Here is a 19,814-nt window from a genome sequence, read left to right as displayed (position 1 = left end):
TAAGGAATTAAAATGACAAGCCGAGTTTCTTTTATCAACTGAAATGAAATACTGTATATTTGTGGCAAACTAAATTTGATGATATGTTAGATATAATGAGTATCATGAACAAGGTAAAGGAAGCACAGGCTAAAATCAAAGATGCCCAAGCTAAACTTGTTTATCTTACAGTAGAAGGGGAGTCTGGCGCAGGTCTAGTCAAAGTGACCGTCAATGGCAACAGAAAAGTAGTGAAAATTGAAATGGACGACTCTTTGGTCAATTTGTCTGATAAAGAAATGCTGACCGACCTGATAGTGGCTGCAACCAATACAGCCATGGAGCAGATTGAAGTAAAAATCAAAGACGAATTAAAATCCGCAACAGATGGAATGATGCCAAATATTCCGGGGATGGATTTCGGTAATATGTTTTGATGCAAAAAGCAGCCATTGTTATTCTTAATTATAATGGGGAAGAAATGCTTCGCCAATTCTTGCCTTCTGTTGTAACACATTCCATTTATCCAATTATAGTCGTTGATAACGCTAGTCAGGATGATTCTATTGAATTCTTGCAAAATGAATATCCTCAAATCAGATTGATCAAATTGAATGTTAATTTGGGATATGTCGGGGGATATAATCAGGCTTTAAATCAAATAAAAGCAGAATTTGAATTTTATATCCTGCTCAATTCGGATATTAAAGTGAGTGCCGGATGGGATTTGGATTTGATTACCTGGATGGGGCAGCATTCAAATTTTGCAGCGATACAGCCAAAAATCCTTTCTTATCAAAATCCTGAATATTTTGATTATGCAGGTGCAGGGGGAGGATTCATGGATAGTTTGGGCTATCCTTATTGTAGGGGGAGAATATTCTCGACTATTGAAAAAGATACCAATCAATACGATGACCCTATTGAAGTGGACTGGGCCTCAGGTGCATGTATGGTCTTGCGTTCATCCTGCTTTCATGAAATAGGAGGCTTTGATGAAAGGTTTTTTGCCCATATGGAGGAAATCGATATTTGTTGGAGACTCAAAAGGAAAGGGTACAAGATAGGTTACCTTGGGAGTGTGAAAATATGGCACGTTGGCGGAGCGACACTTTCAAGGACTAATCCATTTAAAACCCACCTTAATTTTAGAAATAATTTATTGATGCTTCATAATAACCTGGATAGGAAAAGTTTTTTTTTAGTTTATGTCCTGCGGATGGGTTTGGATCTTATAGCAGCAATTTCTTTTTTCTTAGATGGAAAAACTGCCGACTCCAAAGAAGTTTTCAGAGCCCATTTGGCATTTGCCCAACTCAAAAACAAAAAAGATTCATATCCATTGGCACCAATATTGCCGAATGTGCATAAAAAAACCGCTAGAAGGTCTATTTTATGGGATTATTATTTAGTTGGGAAAAAGAAATATCGTGATTTATAGACCTTCCGCCATTTTCACAAAAGGTTATGTTACCGTCAAAGTAAAAGAGTTTAATCAAAAAGAACAGGATTGTTCATTTTCCTCAAGTATTTCCTAACTTTCATCATCATTGCAAGGCTTGTATAAATGATAACAGGAGAACCAAGGGTGATAAAGGAACTATAGATGAAAAATAATCGGATACTATCAATTGGAAAATTGAGTTTTTCACCCAACTTGGAACAAACTCCGAAAGCCCTTTCTTCGAAGAATAATTTTACTTTATTCATATTAAGCTGGTTTTGTTAATTCGATTAAAATTAGTAATTAATTTTCAATAATCTAATTGAATGCCAAATGTTTAAATTGTCCATAAAATCTTTGCTCTTTATTATTTTTATCGTATTGGCAGGCTCGTGCAGTCCGAAAATAGGTAAATATGACAGTCTTTTAAATGGGATAAATGCCAAACCAGAGGTTTTAGCGCTTCACAGGGATTCAGTCCGTTTTAGGATTGAAGGTGCTATTCCATTGGAATTGTTGAACAAAGATACAAAAATCACCCTATTCCCTGAATATATATATGGTGAAGGTGCTTTGAGATTAGGGGAAATTGTTCCTTATGACGGAGCTTTCACCAAAAGTCTTGTGGCAGCTAAAGTAGATGAGCAATATATTTTTCCTTATTTGCCAGGAATGGATCAGGGTACTTTAATTATGAAGGGTTTGGTTGAAAGAAGAAATAATGTTTTTCAATCTCCCACAAAAGTATTGGCAGAAGGATTGGAAACATCTCCGCTTTTGACAAGAATAGGACAAATAATTCAAGACCAACCCATTCCGGATATTGGGATTTATTTGGAGAAATTTTTTTCGGAAAGCAATACCTTGGAAACAAGAGAGTTTACTGTTGCTTTTCAACCAGGGAATGCTGAGAGGATGGCCCCAGTTTTACCTCTTCCCATAAGGGATTTTCTTCTTTTGGGCGAATCAGGGAAAAAAATTGACCGAATCATAGTGACAGGTTTAATCTCACCGGATTCCAGAGATAATATCCAAGGACTTGCCCAAAAAAGGGCTGAGTTTATTTCAGAATATCTTAAAGAAAATAGGGGACTAAAAGGAATAGAGATTGAAACTGAATACAGGAGCAATGATTGGTTTGACCTAAGATTGCTTTTGAGTGATTATGAGGGCATCAAACAGACTGAGAAAGAAGAAGTTTATACTATCCTTTTGAACGAAAGTGACTATTTCAGCCAAAAGGGGGAATTACAGAGATTGCCTGCTTTCAGAAAAATATCAAGAGATCTTTTCCCAAAACTCAGTTCTGCAAAAATATCTCTGGTCTTGGAAGATACAAGGTTCAATGATATTGAAATCGCAGCAAGTGTTTATGCATTGTTACAGGAGGAAAAGCCATTGGCAGGCTTTAATCAAGACCATTTGATTTTTGCTGGTCAAACAGCGAAAAAACTTGATGAGAAAGAAGCGATTTTTTTTAAACTAACTGAAATGTATCCTTCAGAATTAGCCTTTAATAACTTGGGAGTGGTCTATTTGAATCAGGCGCAGCGAGAACTTGATTTAAGAGCAAAAAATGTCCTGATCACTAAATCCATGAATATGTTCCGGCAGGCCAATAGGATTAAAACCACTTCAGTTTCTCTCCATAATATTGGAAGAGCGTATTTATTGAGGGGAGATTATTTTGATGCGTATATCTCAATCTCTGAGGCTTCAGCCTTGGAGAAAAATGAAACAGATGCATTTTTAATATATAATGAAGGTATTCGTGGCGCTTTGGATATTATCAATGGTGATTATAAGTTGGCAACTATCAGATTGAATAGAGCGACTGAAAATGAAGAGAATCTTTTTAATAAAGGTTTGGCTTATTTTTTATCTGAAGATTATAGATTGGCTTTGGAATCATTCGAAGAATGTGTGCAGATAAACCGCGAATCAGGATACGGGTTTTATGGATTAGCTTTAGTAGCATCTTATTCAGAGGATATAGAAGCATTAAAAGAGAATCTTTCAAAAGCAGTGGAGAGAAGCGAATTCCTTAAAGAAAAAGCTTTTAGAGATATTAACTTCAAACCCTTCATTGGTACCAAAGAACTTATTGAAATTTTTCGATAAGGTTATACTTTCTAAAAACGACGCGATTTAATTTTGAAACAATTTATTTCTTCAATTGAATGTTTCGCTCATAAGTAATAATTGCCGTTTGTATTAAAGCTGCATCTTTAGTACTTGTTAATTTGAATTTTATTTAATGATTTTTAACAAAAAGTTTTTGTATAGTTTATGATTTATTATATTAGTCGTTGTAAAATGAATTTAGATTATAATCAAAGCATTTCACAGTTTGAAAACCAAATTTAATTCCATTGAATTATTCAAGGATTTACTCAAAATTTTCAATTACATTAACCCAAAATCTCTTCGCCTATGAACAACACTTAATTTTTTAATAAGTAAAAAAATCACAGTAGTTTAATAATTTGGCATTTTGTGTTTCGATACAAAATGAAGTTTCGACAGGTTATCTGTCAAGGTATAATCCGCAATAGAGATGAATTTATCAAAATTCTAAAGAAGCTATTGCAATTATTTTAATAAACTTTGCAATCGTTTGCATCAAAAAAAATAAATGTTGCAACAATAAATCGATTAATAATTATTACCCAATCAATCTATGTTTATGAAAAAACTTTACAAATGTCTAAGTGTGTTTATTGTACTCTTAGCGCTTACCAGCGTTACAGCGCTGGCACAAAAGGCTGTAACGGGATCTATTCTCGATGAATTCGGGGAAGGTCTTCCTGGAGTCACTGTCTTGGTAAAAGGGACCACAACAGGAACGGCAACAGATATTGAAGGAAATTTTTCCCTCAATGTACCTAGCGATCAAAGTGTTTTGGTGTTTTCCTTTATCGGTTATAGAACCATAGAGCAGGTTCTTGGAACTCGTTCTAACATTGTTGTTCAAATGACTGTAGATGACACGCAGTTGACAGAGCTTATCGTGACTGGTTATACCATTGATAGTCGTAGGGAAACTACCGGTGCAATTTCGACAGTAAATCCGAGAGATATCCAGGTAATTCCTACAGGTAACGTCGAGCAGACCCTTCAAGGTAGGATTGCTGGTGTTACAGTTGTTACCAATGGTCAGCCAGGTACCCAATCTCAAATCAGGGTGCGAGGATTCGGTGCTTTTGGAGGTAACCAGCCACTTTATATAGTGGATGGAGTTCCTGTGGATCAAACAGATTTCTTAAATCCTGATGATATCGAGTCTGTTACTGTATTAAAAGATGCAGCTTCAGCTTCAATTTATGGTGCTCGTGCCGCCAACGGTGTAATTATCTATACAACAAAACGTGGAAATAAGCGGGCTCAGAAATTGCGCTTTGACTATAATGGTATGATGGGATTCACAGATCCTGGAAATGGATTGGCGATGACGAATCCCCAGCAATATGCGGATATCACTTGGTTAGCTGAAAAAAACCAAGCAAGAATTGACGGTAGAGCACCTAATTATGGTCACCCACAACTTGGTACTGGTCCACAGCCTGTATTGCCTTATTATATCAATGTTGGAGGTCAAGCAGGTGTAGCTGGACCACTTGGCCCAGCCGAATTAGAACGACAAAGAGAATTGTACAACATTGACCCGCGTCAAGGAGGCATTCACCAATTAGTTCGTGCTGCTACAGGCGATGGTACAGATTGGTATGATGCCATAACAAGAAGGGCTCCAATTTCCAGACATTCAATGGGCTTTTCGGGCGGAAACGGCTCAAGTAGATTTTATTTTGGATTGGGAATTCAGGATCAGGCAGGTATTCTACTTAATAATGATTTCCGAAGAATATCACTTAGAGCAAACTCCGAGCATGATCTTGGTTCCAAAGTAAGAATTGGCCAAAACTTTCAGGCAACCTACCGACAGGTATTGGGTCAGACCGGTGGTGGAGGAGGTCAGCGCGTAGCCCAGGATGAAAATGATATCTTGCAAGCGTTCCGAATGCCTTCTATGATTCCATTAAGAGATGAATTTGGTGGTTATGCTGGTACTGCTGCACGTGGGTTCAACAATCCGAGAAGCCCACTTGCCAACAGAGAAGGTCAGGTAGACAATAGAAACTTTAATGCTAATGCTTTTGGTAACGTCTACGTTGAATTTGATCCAATTGAGAATGTTACTTTACGTTCTTCAATAGGTGGTCAGTATAACAACTTCTACGGTGTTGGCTACAGCCGTTTGCAATATGAAAACTCTGAAAATAACTCTGCTTTTGGTTACAATGAGTTTTCTGGGTATTCGTTGAGTTGGACTTTTACAAATACCGCACAATGGAAAAAAACATTTGATAGGCATGCATTTGATGTTTTAGTTGGTCAAGAGGCTTTAAATACAGGTGCAGGAAGAAACATGAATGGCTTAGGTCAAAACCCTTTCTCTACTGACCCTAATTTTATAACCATCTCAAACTTACCAGTACCTACCCGTCAGGTAAACTCAGGACAGTTCCTTGGAGTTAATTTCTTCTCTTACTTTAGCCGTATTAATTATACTTATAATGATAAATACTTATTTAGTGGAGTGATTAGACGCGATGGTTCATCTCGTTTTGGAGCCAATACACGATTTGGTGTTTTTCCTGCAGTTTCTGCTGCTTGGAGACTTTCATCTGAAGGGTTTTTGGCAAACTCAACATGGTTAGATGACTTGAAAATCAGAGGTGGTTGGGGACAAATGGGTAATTCCAACAATGTTGACCCAAATAACCAATTCTCGCTATTTGGGGGAAATATTGGTGCTTCATCTTATGATATAGCAGGAACAAATAGCTCTGCTGTCATTGGATTTAGAAGATCAAGAATAGGTAATCCAAATGCCCAATGGGAAACTGCAGAAACAACCAACATTGGTTTTGATGGTAGTGCCTTTGGAGGACGTCTGGATGTGATTGTGGATTTCTGGAGAAAAGATACTAAGGATTTGTTATTTCAAGTGCCAATCCCTTCCATAGCAGGCTTTAATGCTGCTGCACCGGCGGTAAATATTGGTCAAATGAGAAATCAAGGTATTGATATCTTAGTGGCTACAAGAGGTAATCTTGCAAGAGGTTGGACTTATGAGCTACAAGTAAATGGTGGTTTCCTCAAAAACGAAATTGTATCCTTTGCGCCAGGTATTGATTTTCTTACTTCGGGAGCTGGCAACCCAGGATTCAGAGGAATCCAGCCAATACGTAACCAAGTGGGTTTACCTTTATCTGCATTCTTTGGATATCAAGTAGATGGTCTATTCCAGTCTGATGAAGACGTTTCAAACCATCCTGCACAAGATGGCGCTGCTCCCGGTCGATTCAAATACAGAGATGTTAATGGAGATGGGGTAATTACTCCGGATGACAGAACCTATTTGGGTTCTCCTGTACCAAAATTCTCTGGAGGTATGAATTTCACAGTTGGATATAAAAACTTTGATTTATCTGCTTATTTTTATGGAACTGCGGGAAATAAAATTTGGGCGCAATGGAGATGGTTTACTGACTTCTTCCAAACCTTTGAAGGAGCTGCAATTTCAGAACGCTTATTGGACTCCTGGACTCCAGAAAACCCCAATGCAACGGTGCCAGTAGCTGACAAAACGGCAAACATCAGTACATCAACCGCAGGAAATAGCTATTATGTAGTAGATGGATCTTATTTAAGACTTCAAAACTTGACTTTGGGTTATACTATGCCAAACAGTTTGCTACAAAGATGGAAGCTTGAGAGATTAAGAGTATTTGCATCTGCTAACAACCTTTGGACATTGACTGGTTACGATGGTCTTGATCCTATGGTAGGTGGTAATGTGGATTTGGCTTTTGGAATAGACGTAGGTAACTACCCTGTGACAAGAGGTTATACATTCGGAGTGAATCTTTCATTCTAATCCGATAGGAAAATAAACAATTGTTATTTTATAAAGTTAATTTAATTATGAAAAGATTTAAATTTCAAATAGCAGCTACACTTGCAGCAGGATTGATGTTGTTTGCGACTAGTTGTGATGATTTTCTGGAGGTACCCGTAGTAGGTCAGCTTTCAGAAGCTCAGCTTAGATCACTTGATGGATTGAATGCAGCTCTTATTGCAGCCTATTCGCAAGTGAATGGACGGAATCAAAGATTAGCTTCTCCTTCCAATTGGGTATGGGGTAGCATCCGCGGTGGGGATGCCAATAAAGGTACAGACCCTGGTGACTTCAATACCATAAATCCTATTCAACGTTTCGATACTGATCCTACTGTATCAATACTTGAAGAAAATTGGAATGGTTTATATGAAGGAATTGCACGATCTAATAACGTGTTGCGATTATTGGACTCTAGAGATGCAGGAGTTACTGATGCTCAAGCATTAGATATTGAAGCTCAGGCACGATTTCTTAAAGGTCATTATTATTTTCAATTGTGGAGAAATTTTAATAAAGTTCCCATCATAGAAAAAGACATCGATTATGGAGCTGGCTTAGAAGATTTGGCAAATGATCAGGATGTTCTTCCTTACATCATTCGAGAGTTTACATTCGCCGCGGATAATCTTCCTCCTACACAACCACAAGTAGGGCGTGTTAATTCATGGGCGGCTAAAAGCTACCTTGCAAAAACGTTGATGTATGCAAAAGATTTTGCAGGTGCAAAGCAGTTATTTGATGATATCATAGTAAATGGTGTAACAAGCAACGGTCTAAAGTATGGACTTGTACCGTATTATGAGGATATGTTCCGAGGAGCTAATGATAACCATCAGGAGTCTATTTGGGCATACCAGTCCGCCGCGGGTACCGGTTCGGTGAATAATGCAAATCCTGAGTTTGATTTAAATTTCCCTTACAATACTGGTCCTAATGGTCCAGGTAACTGCTGTGGATTCTTTCAACCAAGCTTTTCATTTGTGAATTCTTTCAGAACTACTAATGGGCTTCCTTTATTGGATAATTCCTTTAACCAGCCAGCAAATCGCGTTGCTAATGATCAAGGTGTGACTTCCGCAGAAGCGCATACACCAGATCAAGGCACCTTAGATCCTAGATTAGACCATACTGTTGGTAGAAGAGGTATTCCTTATTTAGATTGGATAGATCACCCAGGTGAGGCTTGGATTCGTAACCAACCTAATGGTGGTCCTTTTTCTCCTAAAAAATATGTGTATAAGCGGTCCGAACAGGGATCTTTCCAAGATAACTCTTCATGGACACCGGGCTACACAGGTATCAACTTTATGATCATACGCTTTGCAGATGTCCTTTTGATGGCAGCGGAAGCAGAAGTGGAGCTAGGCAATCTAGAAAAAGCGAGAGAATATACCAATTTGGTCAGAGAGCGTGCACAGAATTCTGATCTCGTAAGAGATAATGGTAACTCCGCTGCTAACTATGAGGTCTCCTTATACAATACTCCTTGGACAGATGCCAATTTGGCACGTGATGCCGTTCGATTCGAAAGAAAGTTGGAATTGGGTATGGAAGGTCATAGATTTTATGATTTAGTTCGTTGGGGGATTGCTAAGCAAGAATTGGATAGATACTTTGCTCACGATGGTCAATTACTTCAAGCAGCTTTGGGCGGTTCAAGTTTCACGCCTGGAAGAGATGAATTGCTTCCACTACCACAAAATCAAGTCGATTTGATGGGATCAGACAAGTTGGTTCAAAACCCTGGGTATTAATTTGACTTACCGATTTATAATCAATTTTAAAGAGATGGCTTTTGGTCATCTCTTTGATTTTTTATACTGTTTTTAAAAATTCTTTGGAAATCAATTTAGATAAAGGCTATTTAGCTTTAATTTGAAATCTCTAATCGCTGGAATCAACCCACAAATGCCGCATGAGAAATATTTTGATACCATTCAGTTTGTTCTTGCTTGTTTTATTATCCTGCACCAAGGAAGCTGATACGCTTTTTGAATTGAGAACTGCAAAATCAACAGGAATTGAATTCAATAACAGAATTGTTGAATCAGATACTTTTAACATTCTTACAGATGAATATATCTTTAATGGGGGAGGAGTAGCAGTAGGAGATTTTAACAATGATGGACTTCCTGACCTGTATTTCACAGGAAGCCAAGTTCCCAATGCGCTTTATTTAAATAAAGGTAATTTCCAATTCGAAGACATTTCAGAGCACTCTGGTACCACAGCACCTGAGCGATGGAGTACAGGTGTAACTGTTGTTGACATCAATGGGGATGGCTGGTTGGACATTTATGTTTGTGCAGCCATGTTCCCGGATAAAGAAAGAAGAGCCAATATGCTCTTTGTTAATCAGGGTTTGGATGCAGATGGTAAGCCCACTTTTAAAGAATTGGCATCCGAGTATGGAATTGCAGAGGCTGGAAACAGCATGATGGCTACTTTTTTTGACTATGACAATGATGGATTTTTGGATCTATATGTTTTAAATAATGAACAGGTAAAAGGAGTACCGTCCAATTTTAGAGAAAAAATTACGGATGGTTCAGCCATCAATAATGATAGACTTTATAGGAACAATGGAAATGGAACTTTTTCCGATGTGACTTTAGATGCAGGGATAACCATTGAGGGATTTGGATTGGGAATTGCTGTTGCGGATATCAATCAAGATGGTTGGTTGGATATGTATATCAGCAATGACTATATGCCTAATGATATATTGTACATCAACAATCAGGACGGGACTTTTTCCAACCAAACCCGGGCCTATATCCGGCATCAGAGTATGTTTTCTATGGGATCAGATATTGCTGATTATAACAACGATGGCTATCTGGACATCATTACTTTGGATATGTTGGGAGAAACGAATTTCAGGAAGAAAACCACCATTGCGAAAAATTCCTATCAAAAATATATCAATAATGAAGAATGGGACTATGAGTACCAACATGTACGTAACATGCTTCATTTAGGAAATGGGCCAGGGGTCCCTTTTAGTGAGATTGGGTTTATGGCAGGTGTTTATCAAACTGATTGGTCCTGGTCGCCGCTTTTTGTTGACATGGATAATGACGGACAGAGGGATTTGTTGATTACCAATGGTTTTCCAAGAGACATTACAGATAAAGATTTTGCCAATTATAGAGCAGATGTTGGTAGTGTTGCCTCTGTACGGCAGCTTCTTGATTCAATTCCAATTGTCAAAATCCCAAATTACTCATTCAAAAATATGGGAGATTGGACCTTTGAAGATGTAGGTAAATCCTGGGGTTTGAATCAGGCTTCTTTTTCCAATGGTGCTGTCTTCGTAGACCTGGATGGGGATGGTGATCTCGATTACGTAGTCAACAATATCAATGATCCTGCTTTTGTTTTTGAAAACAAAACCAATCAACAAAAGACAAAGCCTAATTTTTTTCGTGTCAAATTAAAGGGTAGTAGCAGTAATCCTATGGGAATTGGAGCCAAGTTGGTTTTACGCTTTGAGGACGGTACGTTTCTTTATCACGAGCAGCATCTTTCAAGAGGATATATGTCTGCTGTAGAAGATGTGGTTCATTTCGGACTTGGAGAAAGAGAAAATATTTCATCTTTGGAAATTTACTGGCAAGATGGTAAATATCAGGTTTTTAAATCGATAGCGGCGAATCAAGTATTGGAATTAGAGCATCAAAAGGCTAGCTCAGCTGATTTGAAAGGACTTGATTTTCCTTTCACACCCAAAAAGGTTGATCAGTTGCTTAAGAAGGTCACAGCAGAAAAAGGTTTAGATTTCGTCCATCAGGAAGATGATAAGATTGATTATAACGTTCAGCGGACCATTCCCCATAAGTTAACGCAATTTGGTCCAAGTTTGGTTGTGGGTGACATTAATGGAGATGGAACGGAAGATTTTATTGTTGGTAGTGCCGCTGGATATTCTCCCAGTATTTTTATTCAACATGCTGATGGGATTTTTACTGAAATAGAGATGTTCCAAGAAGGGGAAGACCGAAAGTATGAGGAAATGGGAATGGTACTATTTGATCTTGATGGGGATGGGGACCTTGACCTTTATATGGTTTCTGGTAGTTCTGAATTTGTCCCGGATGCAGCGGAGTATTTAGACAGAGTTTACATAAATGATGGGAAAGGAAATTTCACAAGATCATTGGAAGCCTTGGATTCAATAAAAGCCAGTGGTTCTGTCGTAAGAGCAGCAGATTTTAATGGAGATGGTTACATGGACCTTTTCGTTGGAGGGCGTAGTCCTATTGGACAATTTCCGTTTCCTGATATGTCTTTTCTGTTAATGAACAAGCAGGGCAAACTGGTTGATGTAACCGATCAGCTCGCTCCTGAATTGCGAAATGTGGGTATGGTAACCGATGCCATTTGGACAGATTTTGACGGGGATGGCTTGGTGGATTTGGTAGTGGTTGGGGAATTGATGCCTATTTCCTTTTTCAGGAACAATGGCGCTGGATTTGAGTCTTTCACCGAAACCGGGGTACAAAATCATTTTGGCTGGTGGAACAGCATTGTTGCTGGAGATTTCAACTCAGATGGTATGATGGACTATGTAGTTGGTAATCTTGGAGCAAATAACTATTACCATGCCAGTGAAATCAGGCCTGTGACCGTTTATGGGAAGGATTTTGATGGCAACAGAAGTACAGACCCTGTGGTATTTTCTTATTTCAAATCAGAAATGGGTGGAGGCTATATATCCGTACCTGTGCATTTTTGGGATGACTTGTACGGACAGAGTACATTATTCAGGAGAAAGTTTGACTGGTATAAAGAGTATGCCCGGATTACAGAGGGCGATTTTTTTACTGAGGAAGAATTGGAAGGAGCTTTGGTGTTGAAGGGGAATTATGACCGAACAAGTTATTTGGAAAACTTGGGAAATGGAAAATTCAAAATCCAAGAATTGCCCATCTTGGCACAATTTGCTCCGGTAAATGGTATGGTAGTAGATGATATAAATGGAGACGGCAATTTGGATGTTTTAATGATTGGCAATGATTATGGCAATGAAGTTTTCTCAGGTAGGTATGATGCTTTTAACGGTCTATTGCTGTTGGGTGACGGCAAAGGTGGATTTGAAGCGGTGCGCTCCCATGAAAGTGGGTTTGTTGTTCCCGGTGATGCGAAATCCATGGCAATATTAACGGAAGTTGATGGCAAGCCCTTATACTTATCCACTCAAAATAGGGGGGAACTATTGGCACATCAAACTGTAACTCAGAACGAAAATAGCTCCATCATACCACCAAATGGGATTCACACGGTATTAATTGAGTTTGAAAATGGTAGAACCCAAAAGATCGAAATTTTCAATAGATCTGGATTTTATTCCAATTCTGGTAAATCTATCACAATTCCTGAAAACGCAGTCTCATTGAAAGGAGTGGATTACAAGGGGAATCTCTTGGATCTGAAATTTTGAAGTTTGGTTTCACTTGTATAACTCCCTAGCATCCGCCTCACAAATATCCACCATCAATTTCCCCACCTTCTCACATATATCTTCAAAATACCGCTTTCCCTTCTCAGAAGTTGCTTTTTTAGGATTTCCGATTCCTGTATCTTCTGTGACCTGCGACCACTTTCTTTCAGCCCAGGCCCATTTTTCCCTCAAACCCGGAATCACGGATATTTTCTCTTTCCCTTCTCCGGCCTCTTCCAGTGGCGACACTAATTCAGGGTGAAGGTGTAAGATCAAACTGCTTTCCATTTCATCGGCATGATCTCCTTCAATTTCAAAATACTTGGTTTTGTCCAATGCCTGAAACCAGTTACAGGTCATCAACATCATTTCAGGAAAAATTAATCCCAATTCCCTTAACATCGTTTTGAAATCATTGCCACCGTGACTGTTCACGATCAGAAACTTCTTGATTCCCTGTCTGTCCAATACAGTCAGAATATCTTTGAGGATAGCCATTTGGGTACTTGGGTTCATATTGATATCCAGATAGATATCACTCTGTCCCGTGTTTACCCCAAATGGAATCGTGGGTAGAATGACAACTTTTGCACCTTTTTCCCAAGCATATTTACCCGCTCCTGCTGCCACAGCGTCTGCTTCAAATATATCAGTACCATAAGGCATGTGGTAATTATGTGCCTCTGTGGCACCCCAAGGTAAAACCGCCAATTCAAATCTAAAATCCTTTAAGTTTTTCCAGTTATTTTCTGCAAGTATGTATGGTCGCATGTTGGTTTTTTTAGAAGCGAGAGATTAGAAGCGAGATGCGAGAGTCAAGAAACAAGAGCCAAGAACCAATGCCTGTCCCGAATATCGGGAAGCCAAGAGTCAAGACATAAGAATCTATCAAAATGGGGTCAATTTTTCCGGCTAGAGAGTCTTCGAAATTCTGTGGGGCAGGCTTTCACTTTGCAAAAGGACGTTTTTTTGTTTCAAAGTTTTACTAGGCTCTTTCAGTATGAAGGATGTATTTCGGACTTTGAACTGTTTCTTGCTATATTCATCCTTTCCCTGTTCCTCAAGAGATTCTTCACTTCGCTGGTTAGTTCATATTAATTTCAGACTTTTACTATGCTCGTTCAGAATGACGGCCAATTTCGATGGTTTAGATCTTAAACCAGACATCGGTCATCTGTCATCTGATAAATTCATCCTCATCCATCACATCCCTAACTTCCTCAAAAAAATCAACGATGCCAAATATATTTATGCGAATTTTTTTGAATCTTTATTCCTGAATTAATTTTATGTTTCAGCTCAAAAAAATCAACATGTCTGATCGGAGATCATTTATAAAAAAAACACTTCTTTCCTCAACTTTACTTTTGCCTGGTGGAATATTGGAATCCTGCGCCAATCCTGTTCAAAAAAACAGCAATGAGAAATTCAAACCACTGATTCTCTCAACCTGGAACCATGGCATGCCTGCAAATGACAGGGCATGGGAAGTCATGATGGAAACTGGCAGTCTGATTGATGCGGTGGAAGAAGGGGTGAAAGTGACTGAATTGGATATGAATAATCTTTCTGTGGGACTTCAGGGTTTGCCGGATCGAGAAGGAATACCCACCTTGGATGCGTCCATTATGAAAGGTGATGGTTCTTGTGGGACTGTGGCATTTGTCAGACAAATAAAGCATCCCATATCATTGGCAAGGAAAGTGATGGATGAAACGCCACATGTCATGTTGGCCGGGGAAGGTGCAAGGCAATTTGCTATTGCGCAGGGTTTTCCTCTGGAATCAGAAAAATTGAGTCCCAAAGCCGATGAACTGTATCAGGAGTGGAAAAAAACTTCTTTGTATAAACCCATCATTAATATTGAAAACCATGATACAATCGGTATGATTGCTTTAGGTGCCGATGGCAAATTGGCCGGGTCTTGTACCACTTCAGGTCTAGCCTATAAGATGCATGGAAGGGTGGGAGATAGCCCGATTATTGGGGCAGGTCTGTTTGTTGATGATGAGGTAGGAGCGGCTACAGCTACAGGTTTAGGAGAATCAATCATCAGGATCTGTGGGAGTTTTCTGATCGTGGAATTGATGCGTCAGGGTAGAACTCCACAAGAAGCCTGTGAAGAGGCAGTGAAAAGGTTGATTGCCAAAAATAAGGGCATTGAGGATATTCAAGCTGGTTTTCTTGCTATTAATAAAGATGGGGAGTATGGTGCTTATGCAGTTCATCCTGGTTTTAACTTTGCCAGACACCATAGCAATGGGAAAGATCTGATCGACTCAAAAAGTAAATTTTAAAATATGTCTATTTTATTGGAAGCTCCCGTCTTTACGATTGAAGCGGGATTGAAAGCAGCGAAATTCGGGATCGACAGATTGGAACTCTGTTCGGATTTTGGTGAAGGCGGCGAGACCCCCAGTGCCGGTGCATTGTCTTTTTTGAAGGAAAAGGTACAGATTCCTGTTTTTGTAATGATCAGACCAAGAGGAGGTGATTTTGTGTATTCCCCGGAGGAATTGTATGTGATGAGGAAAGATATTGCTATACTGAAATCTCATGGGGCAGATGGATTTGTGTTTGGGGTATTGGACAAAAATGGCCATGTGGACAAAGAGGCCTGCAAATACCTGATGTATGCCGTGGAAGATTTACCATGTACTTTCCATAGGGCTTTTGATATCAGCAGAGATAAAGAAAAAGCCATGGAGGACATCATCTCCTGTGGCTTTCAAAGAATATTGACTTCAGGCGGTGAAAATGATGTTACAAAAGGAATGTCCAACATCCTCAAATGGCTGGATCAGGCATCAAATCAAATCATTATCATGCCAGGAGGAGGCTTAAAACCATCGCATATTTCCGAACTCATCAATACCAGAAAACTTCAGGAAGTCCATGCTAGCTGTAAAACATTTAGACCAACCGAAAGTAATTATTCTCACCCCTCTGTTTCCCTTTCAAATGATCCCAATGCTTTCAAACAGGTCCTTACAATAGACAGGACATTGGTTACTGAATTTTTGACTGAATTCACACCCAATCAAAGCAAATAAACCAACGCTATGAGATTTTCAGATTAAAGGATTAAGATTGCAAAACAGAAATTAGGTTTAACTCCTTCGTTTAAACTTTCCTTCTTTCAGTCAGACTAAAAAATGTAATTCAAAACCTTCTATTCCCTGAATTGGACAAAAGGATGGATTAAGTTGATTTCCTAAACATTTATATGGCATATTTATTTTTTCTGAGAATCAGATTTTGATGTCTGATTTTTTTGGGTTAAATTATTCGTCTCAAAAAAAATGTATTTTGTTATGGTAAAAAGCTTTCAAGGTGTTAGAGTGGTTGATTCCAAAAAAACCGCAGCACCAATTTTAGTAAAAGATCACATGACTACCAACCTTGTCACTTTTCGTCCCAGTGACACCATTGATCATGTTTTGGACCTCTTGACCAAAAGGAAAATTTCAGGTGCACCGGTGGTGGACAGTGATGGGAATCTTGTCGGAATTATCTCTGAAGTAGATTGTCTGAAAGAAATCATCAAAGGTAAATATTCCAACACCCCTGCATTTCCGGGAACAGTAGAAGAACATATGACCAAAAATGTAATGACACTTTCTCCTGACTTATCTCTATTTGATGCTGCCCAAAAATTTCTGGATAATAAAATCCGAAGATTTCCTGTAATGAAGGACGATAGATTGGTCGGTCAGATCAGTTTGAGTGACATCATCAGAGCATTTCCAAAACTAAGGGAAACTACATGGTAAACGTATTATATCTCAATCCTATTGACCTTGGCGGAGAAATCCGCCAAGGTTTTTTCTTGTTTTTGTTATTTTGTCTTTTCAAACAAAAAATACAACGCCAATAAGAATGATACCCAGATACCTTTTGATCATTGTATTTCTGATGTTTTCAATTTTTCTGATGATGCCACTTAAAGCTCAGGATCAAACTTTAACCTTCATGACTTATAACATTTATCATGGAGAGGACCCTTATAACCCAGGCAACAGTAACATCAGGGAGATTGCCGATCTGATCAATACCATTAAGCCTGATTTGGTGGCTCTTCAGGAAGTAGACAGTATGACCAACCGCACCAAGAATTTTAATCCTGATGGCAAAAAGAACCTGATGTTGGAACTTGAAAAGCTGACAGGAATGAATTCCTTTTTCGCTAAGGCAATTGATTATTCAGATGGAGGTTATGGGGAGGGCATTCTAAGCAGAAATCCCGCCATATTTGAGTCTTATTCACTTCCCACACCTAAAGGTGGAGAGGGAAGGAGTATGGCTGTCGCTAAAGTGAAATTCACGAACAAAGAGTTGATTTTTGCGGGTACACACCTCTGTCATGAATTCTCCGAAAACAGGACAGCCCAGGCGATTGCTGCCGAGGAAACCCTTTCAACAATTGGCTTACCGATTATTCTGACAGGAGACTTTAATTTTACCCATAAGGAAAAAGGATATGAATTGCTAAGCGAGCATTTTTTAGATGCTGCATTGGAAATGGGAGATCCTGAAAACACCTATTCCTCCAAAGAACCCAAAATCAGGATAGACTATTTTTGGTTCGACAGAAAGATTGATTGGGAAATTGTTTCGGTGGAAGTTTTGGATGTAATGCATTCAGACCACAAACCGCTGTTAGTCAAAATCAGGTGGTAATGCTTTTGTTCCCGAATGGATTTTTTTTTAGAACCTATCTATCTGATTTTTGTGTATTTTTCAGTTCTTCAATTTTCAAAAAAACTCCCGCAAATCGCTGAATTCTTAAGGTTTTATTTAAAAAAACCAAAGTTTCCTTGACCGGCGGGAGAAAAATATCTTTACTAGGTCAGATTCTTTTTGAAGAACTCAATGGTTCTTCCCCAAGCTAATTCGGCAGCTTCTTTGTCGTACCTTGGTGTGGAATGGTTATGAAAGCCATGATTGACTCCTTCATAGAAAAATACTTCATATTTTTTATTATTGGCGATCAATGCGGCTTCATAATCTGCCCATCCTGCATTCACCCTGGTATCAAGTTCGGCATAATGCAACTGCAATGGAGCTTTGATTTTTGCGGCATCTTCAGCACTCACCTGTCCTCCATAGAAAGGTACAGAAGCTTTTAAATCAGGTACGCGGGCAGCCATCATATTAGAAACCCAAGCGCCAAAGCAAAATCCCACAACACCAATATTTCCTGTACAGTGTTCATTGGCCTTTAATAATTCAAATCCAGCTATGAAATCTTCCAATATTTCGTTTCGGTCTCTTTTTGCCTGCATGGCCCTTCCTTCATCATCTGTTCCGGGATATCCTCCAAATGGACTAAGCGCATCTGGGGCAAAAGCAATGAATCCATCCAAGGCCGCTTGGTGCGCCGTATCTTCTACATAGGGATTGAGACCTCGGTTTTCATGCACAACCAGAATACCTGGAAGCTTTCCTTTGGCATCTGCAGGTCGGGTTAGTAATCCCCTCATTTTCCCAGCTCCTTTTGGAGAATCATATTCCACAAATTCTGATATTAACCGTGGATCTTCCAACTTAAATCTTTTGGCCTCAGCATAATTAGGTAATAAAAATGAAAGGATGCCAGAAACCGTAAGACCACCCACTGCATACACAGAAAGCCGATTGACAAATTCACGCCTATCGATTTTCCCATGGACATAGTAATCATACATGTCGAAAATTTCCTGATCTAAGTCTTCTTTTTTAATTGGTCTATTTTCCATATTTGTTTTCCTTAGATAAAATTCCAATCCTGAATATAACTAATTGCAAGATTAAATTTAACTGAATAATGGGGAATGGATATAAAAGAGGAAATCAGGCAAGATTGTTTGCTAAAAAACACAAGACCTCTAAAATTTAAATCTTAGAGGTCTTGTGGCATTTTTGGAATGATAGGTTTATGGGATTTTGGGCTCAAGAGAAGAATTGTTTGGCATACAAACTTATTGAATAGCACTTTTAATATTTTAAATTGGCTTGTGCTTTTTCAGCCTTAGCCAATTTAAAAATATTAATTAACGATTGATATATTGCCTGAGGTAATACTTCCTTTGATGCTGTCAGAGGCACCATTATCGATGGATAAGTTTCTACTGCCTCTTGAATTTCCTACAGTGATATTACCGGAGGTAGCGCTCATGGAATAATTGAAATCCCTGATATTTGAGCTTGTCTGGATTTTAAAATTACCCGAAGTACCATTAAGCCTGGTATTGGGTCCCAATCCAGCATTTCTGGCATCAAGATTACCTGAGGTCAACTTGAGATCTCCCAATTCAGCGACATTATCCAATTTTGCATTTCCAGATGTAAGACTGATATTGACAAGACCTTCAATCTCAGATGCTTTGACGCCACCGCTTCCAGAGTTATAATTCAAAGAACCTGATACGCTTCTGATTTCCGCCGAACCTGAACCAATCTGTCCTTTGACGTCTCCTTTGATGTCCGAAAGTTTGATGGAACCTGAACCTGCTTTTGCATAGATATCGCCATTAATGCTAGAACCCATAATGCTTCCGGATCCAACGCTGAGATTGGTGACGTCTCCCGTTACATTTTCCACATTGACACTACCTGAACCTGCCTTCATATCCAACTCCACACTTTGTGGCCCACGGATTTTGATATGGCCTTTTGTTCGGACGTTTCCCCAACTTGACCTGTTGTTGTTCACGTTATGTGATATTTTCAGAACATTGCCCATGGTGACAAAGACGATGTCCTGATCATGGTTAGTGGATTCCAGAAAAGCATTTACGGATACTTCATTCTCTGAATTCCCAAGGTATTCGATGTCCAATGAACCTCCCGATACTTCAATTTTGCTGATACCCGAAAAGGTCCTGTTGACATCTACCAAAGTTTTCAACTGAGCAAAACTTTGGCTTGCTGAAGCTACCATGACAAATAGTAGCATGCTTAAGAAGAATTTGATGTTGGTTTTCATAATAATTGTTGGAGTT

The 19,814-nt window shown here is 39.0% G+C and carries 14 protein-coding genes; 10 read left to right on the top strand and 4 right to left on the bottom strand.

What is annotated here, in order from left to right:
• The first annotated feature begins 83 nt into the window (after positions 1-83).
• The gene (locus tag HMJ38_RS12575) at positions 84-416 is read left to right on the top strand and encodes a YbaB/EbfC family nucleoid-associated protein (RefSeq protein WP_194974754.1); all 333 of its coding nucleotides are present in this window, start codon (positions 84-86) and stop codon (positions 414-416) included.
• Entirely contained in the window at positions 416-1,420 is a 1,005-nt protein-coding gene (locus HMJ38_RS12570) for a glycosyltransferase family 2 protein (RefSeq protein ID WP_194974753.1), read from the top strand. Before HMJ38_RS12575 ends, HMJ38_RS12570 begins: the two co-directional genes overlap by 1 nt.
• Before the next feature lie 50 nt (positions 1,421-1,470).
• On the opposite strand, the gene HMJ38_RS12565 is transcribed toward HMJ38_RS12570, so the two are convergent.
• A complete protein-coding gene (locus HMJ38_RS12565) occupies positions 1,471-1,689 on the bottom strand; it encodes a PspC family transcriptional regulator (protein WP_194974752.1) in 219 nt (72 codons plus the stop codon).
• Positions 1,690-1,756: 67 nt separating this feature from the next.
• Here HMJ38_RS12565 and HMJ38_RS12560 point away from each other — a divergent pair, with 67 nt between their 5' ends.
• From HMJ38_RS12560 to HMJ38_RS12545, 4 genes are all read left to right on the top strand, one after another.
• Positions 1,757-3,544 carry a tetratricopeptide repeat protein gene (locus HMJ38_RS12560; protein WP_194974751.1) on the top strand — a complete coding sequence of 596 codons (1,788 nt, stop codon included), beginning with the start codon at positions 1,757-1,759 and terminating at the stop codon, positions 3,542-3,544.
• A gap of 559 nt (positions 3,545-4,103) precedes the next feature.
• A complete protein-coding gene (locus HMJ38_RS12555; RefSeq protein ID WP_194974750.1) occupies positions 4,104-7,364 on the top strand; it encodes a SusC/RagA family TonB-linked outer membrane protein in 3,261 nt (1,086 codons plus the stop codon).
• A 47-nt stretch (positions 7,365-7,411) separates the two neighbouring features.
• Entirely contained in the window at positions 7,412-9,142 is a 1,731-nt protein-coding gene (locus HMJ38_RS12550; RefSeq protein ID WP_194974749.1) for a RagB/SusD family nutrient uptake outer membrane protein, read from the top strand.
• A 161-nt stretch (positions 9,143-9,303) separates the two neighbouring features.
• The gene (locus HMJ38_RS12545; RefSeq protein WP_194974748.1) at positions 9,304-12,831 is read left to right on the top strand and encodes an FG-GAP-like repeat-containing protein; all 3,528 of its coding nucleotides are present in this window, start codon (positions 9,304-9,306) and stop codon (positions 12,829-12,831) included.
• 9 nt (positions 12,832-12,840) lie between these two features.
• On the opposite strand, the gene HMJ38_RS12540 is transcribed toward HMJ38_RS12545, so the two are convergent.
• Positions 12,841-13,602 (bottom strand): creatininase family protein, encoded by a 762-nt coding sequence (locus HMJ38_RS12540; protein ID WP_194974747.1) that lies wholly within the window; start codon positions 13,600-13,602, stop codon positions 12,841-12,843.
• Positions 13,603-14,144: 542 nt separating this feature from the next.
• Between HMJ38_RS12540 and HMJ38_RS12535 the strand changes: the two genes are divergently transcribed.
• The 4 genes from HMJ38_RS12535 (at position 14,145) to HMJ38_RS12520 (ending at position 17,511) form a co-directional block, all read left to right on the top strand.
• Positions 14,145-15,128: an isoaspartyl peptidase/L-asparaginase family protein gene (locus HMJ38_RS12535; RefSeq protein WP_194974746.1), complete on the top strand. Its 984-nt coding sequence runs from the start codon at positions 14,145-14,147 to the stop codon at positions 15,126-15,128.
• A gap of 3 nt (positions 15,129-15,131) precedes the next feature.
• On the top strand, positions 15,132-15,884 hold the full coding sequence (locus HMJ38_RS12530) for a copper homeostasis protein CutC (RefSeq protein WP_194974745.1): 753 nt from the start codon (positions 15,132-15,134) through the stop codon (positions 15,882-15,884).
• Positions 15,885-16,145: 261 nt separating this feature from the next.
• Positions 16,146-16,604: a CBS domain-containing protein gene (locus tag HMJ38_RS12525; protein WP_194974744.1), complete on the top strand. Its 459-nt coding sequence runs from the start codon at positions 16,146-16,148 to the stop codon at positions 16,602-16,604.
• Between the two features lie 199 nt (positions 16,605-16,803).
• Positions 16,804-17,511: an endonuclease/exonuclease/phosphatase family protein gene (locus HMJ38_RS12520; RefSeq protein ID WP_228780032.1), complete on the top strand. Its 708-nt coding sequence runs from the start codon at positions 16,804-16,806 to the stop codon at positions 17,509-17,511.
• Between the two features lie 164 nt (positions 17,512-17,675).
• Here HMJ38_RS12520 and HMJ38_RS12515 read toward each other — a convergent pair whose 3' ends face one another.
• On the bottom strand, positions 17,676-18,569 hold the full coding sequence (locus tag HMJ38_RS12515; protein WP_194974743.1) for a dienelactone hydrolase family protein: 894 nt from the start codon (positions 18,567-18,569) through the stop codon (positions 17,676-17,678).
• 290 nt (positions 18,570-18,859) lie between these two features.
• A complete protein-coding gene (locus HMJ38_RS12510; protein WP_194974742.1) occupies positions 18,860-19,798 on the bottom strand; it encodes a DUF4097 family beta strand repeat-containing protein in 939 nt (312 codons plus the stop codon).
• Positions 19,799-19,814: the final 16 nt, after the last annotated feature.

This window comes from Aquiflexum lacus, from assembly GCF_015476655.1.
GTDB lineage: Bacteria > Bacteroidota > Bacteroidia > Cytophagales > Cyclobacteriaceae > Aquiflexum > Aquiflexum lacus.
The sequence above is the reverse complement of the archived record's forward strand: the minus strand, read 5'-3'. Positions and strand labels throughout refer to the sequence as shown.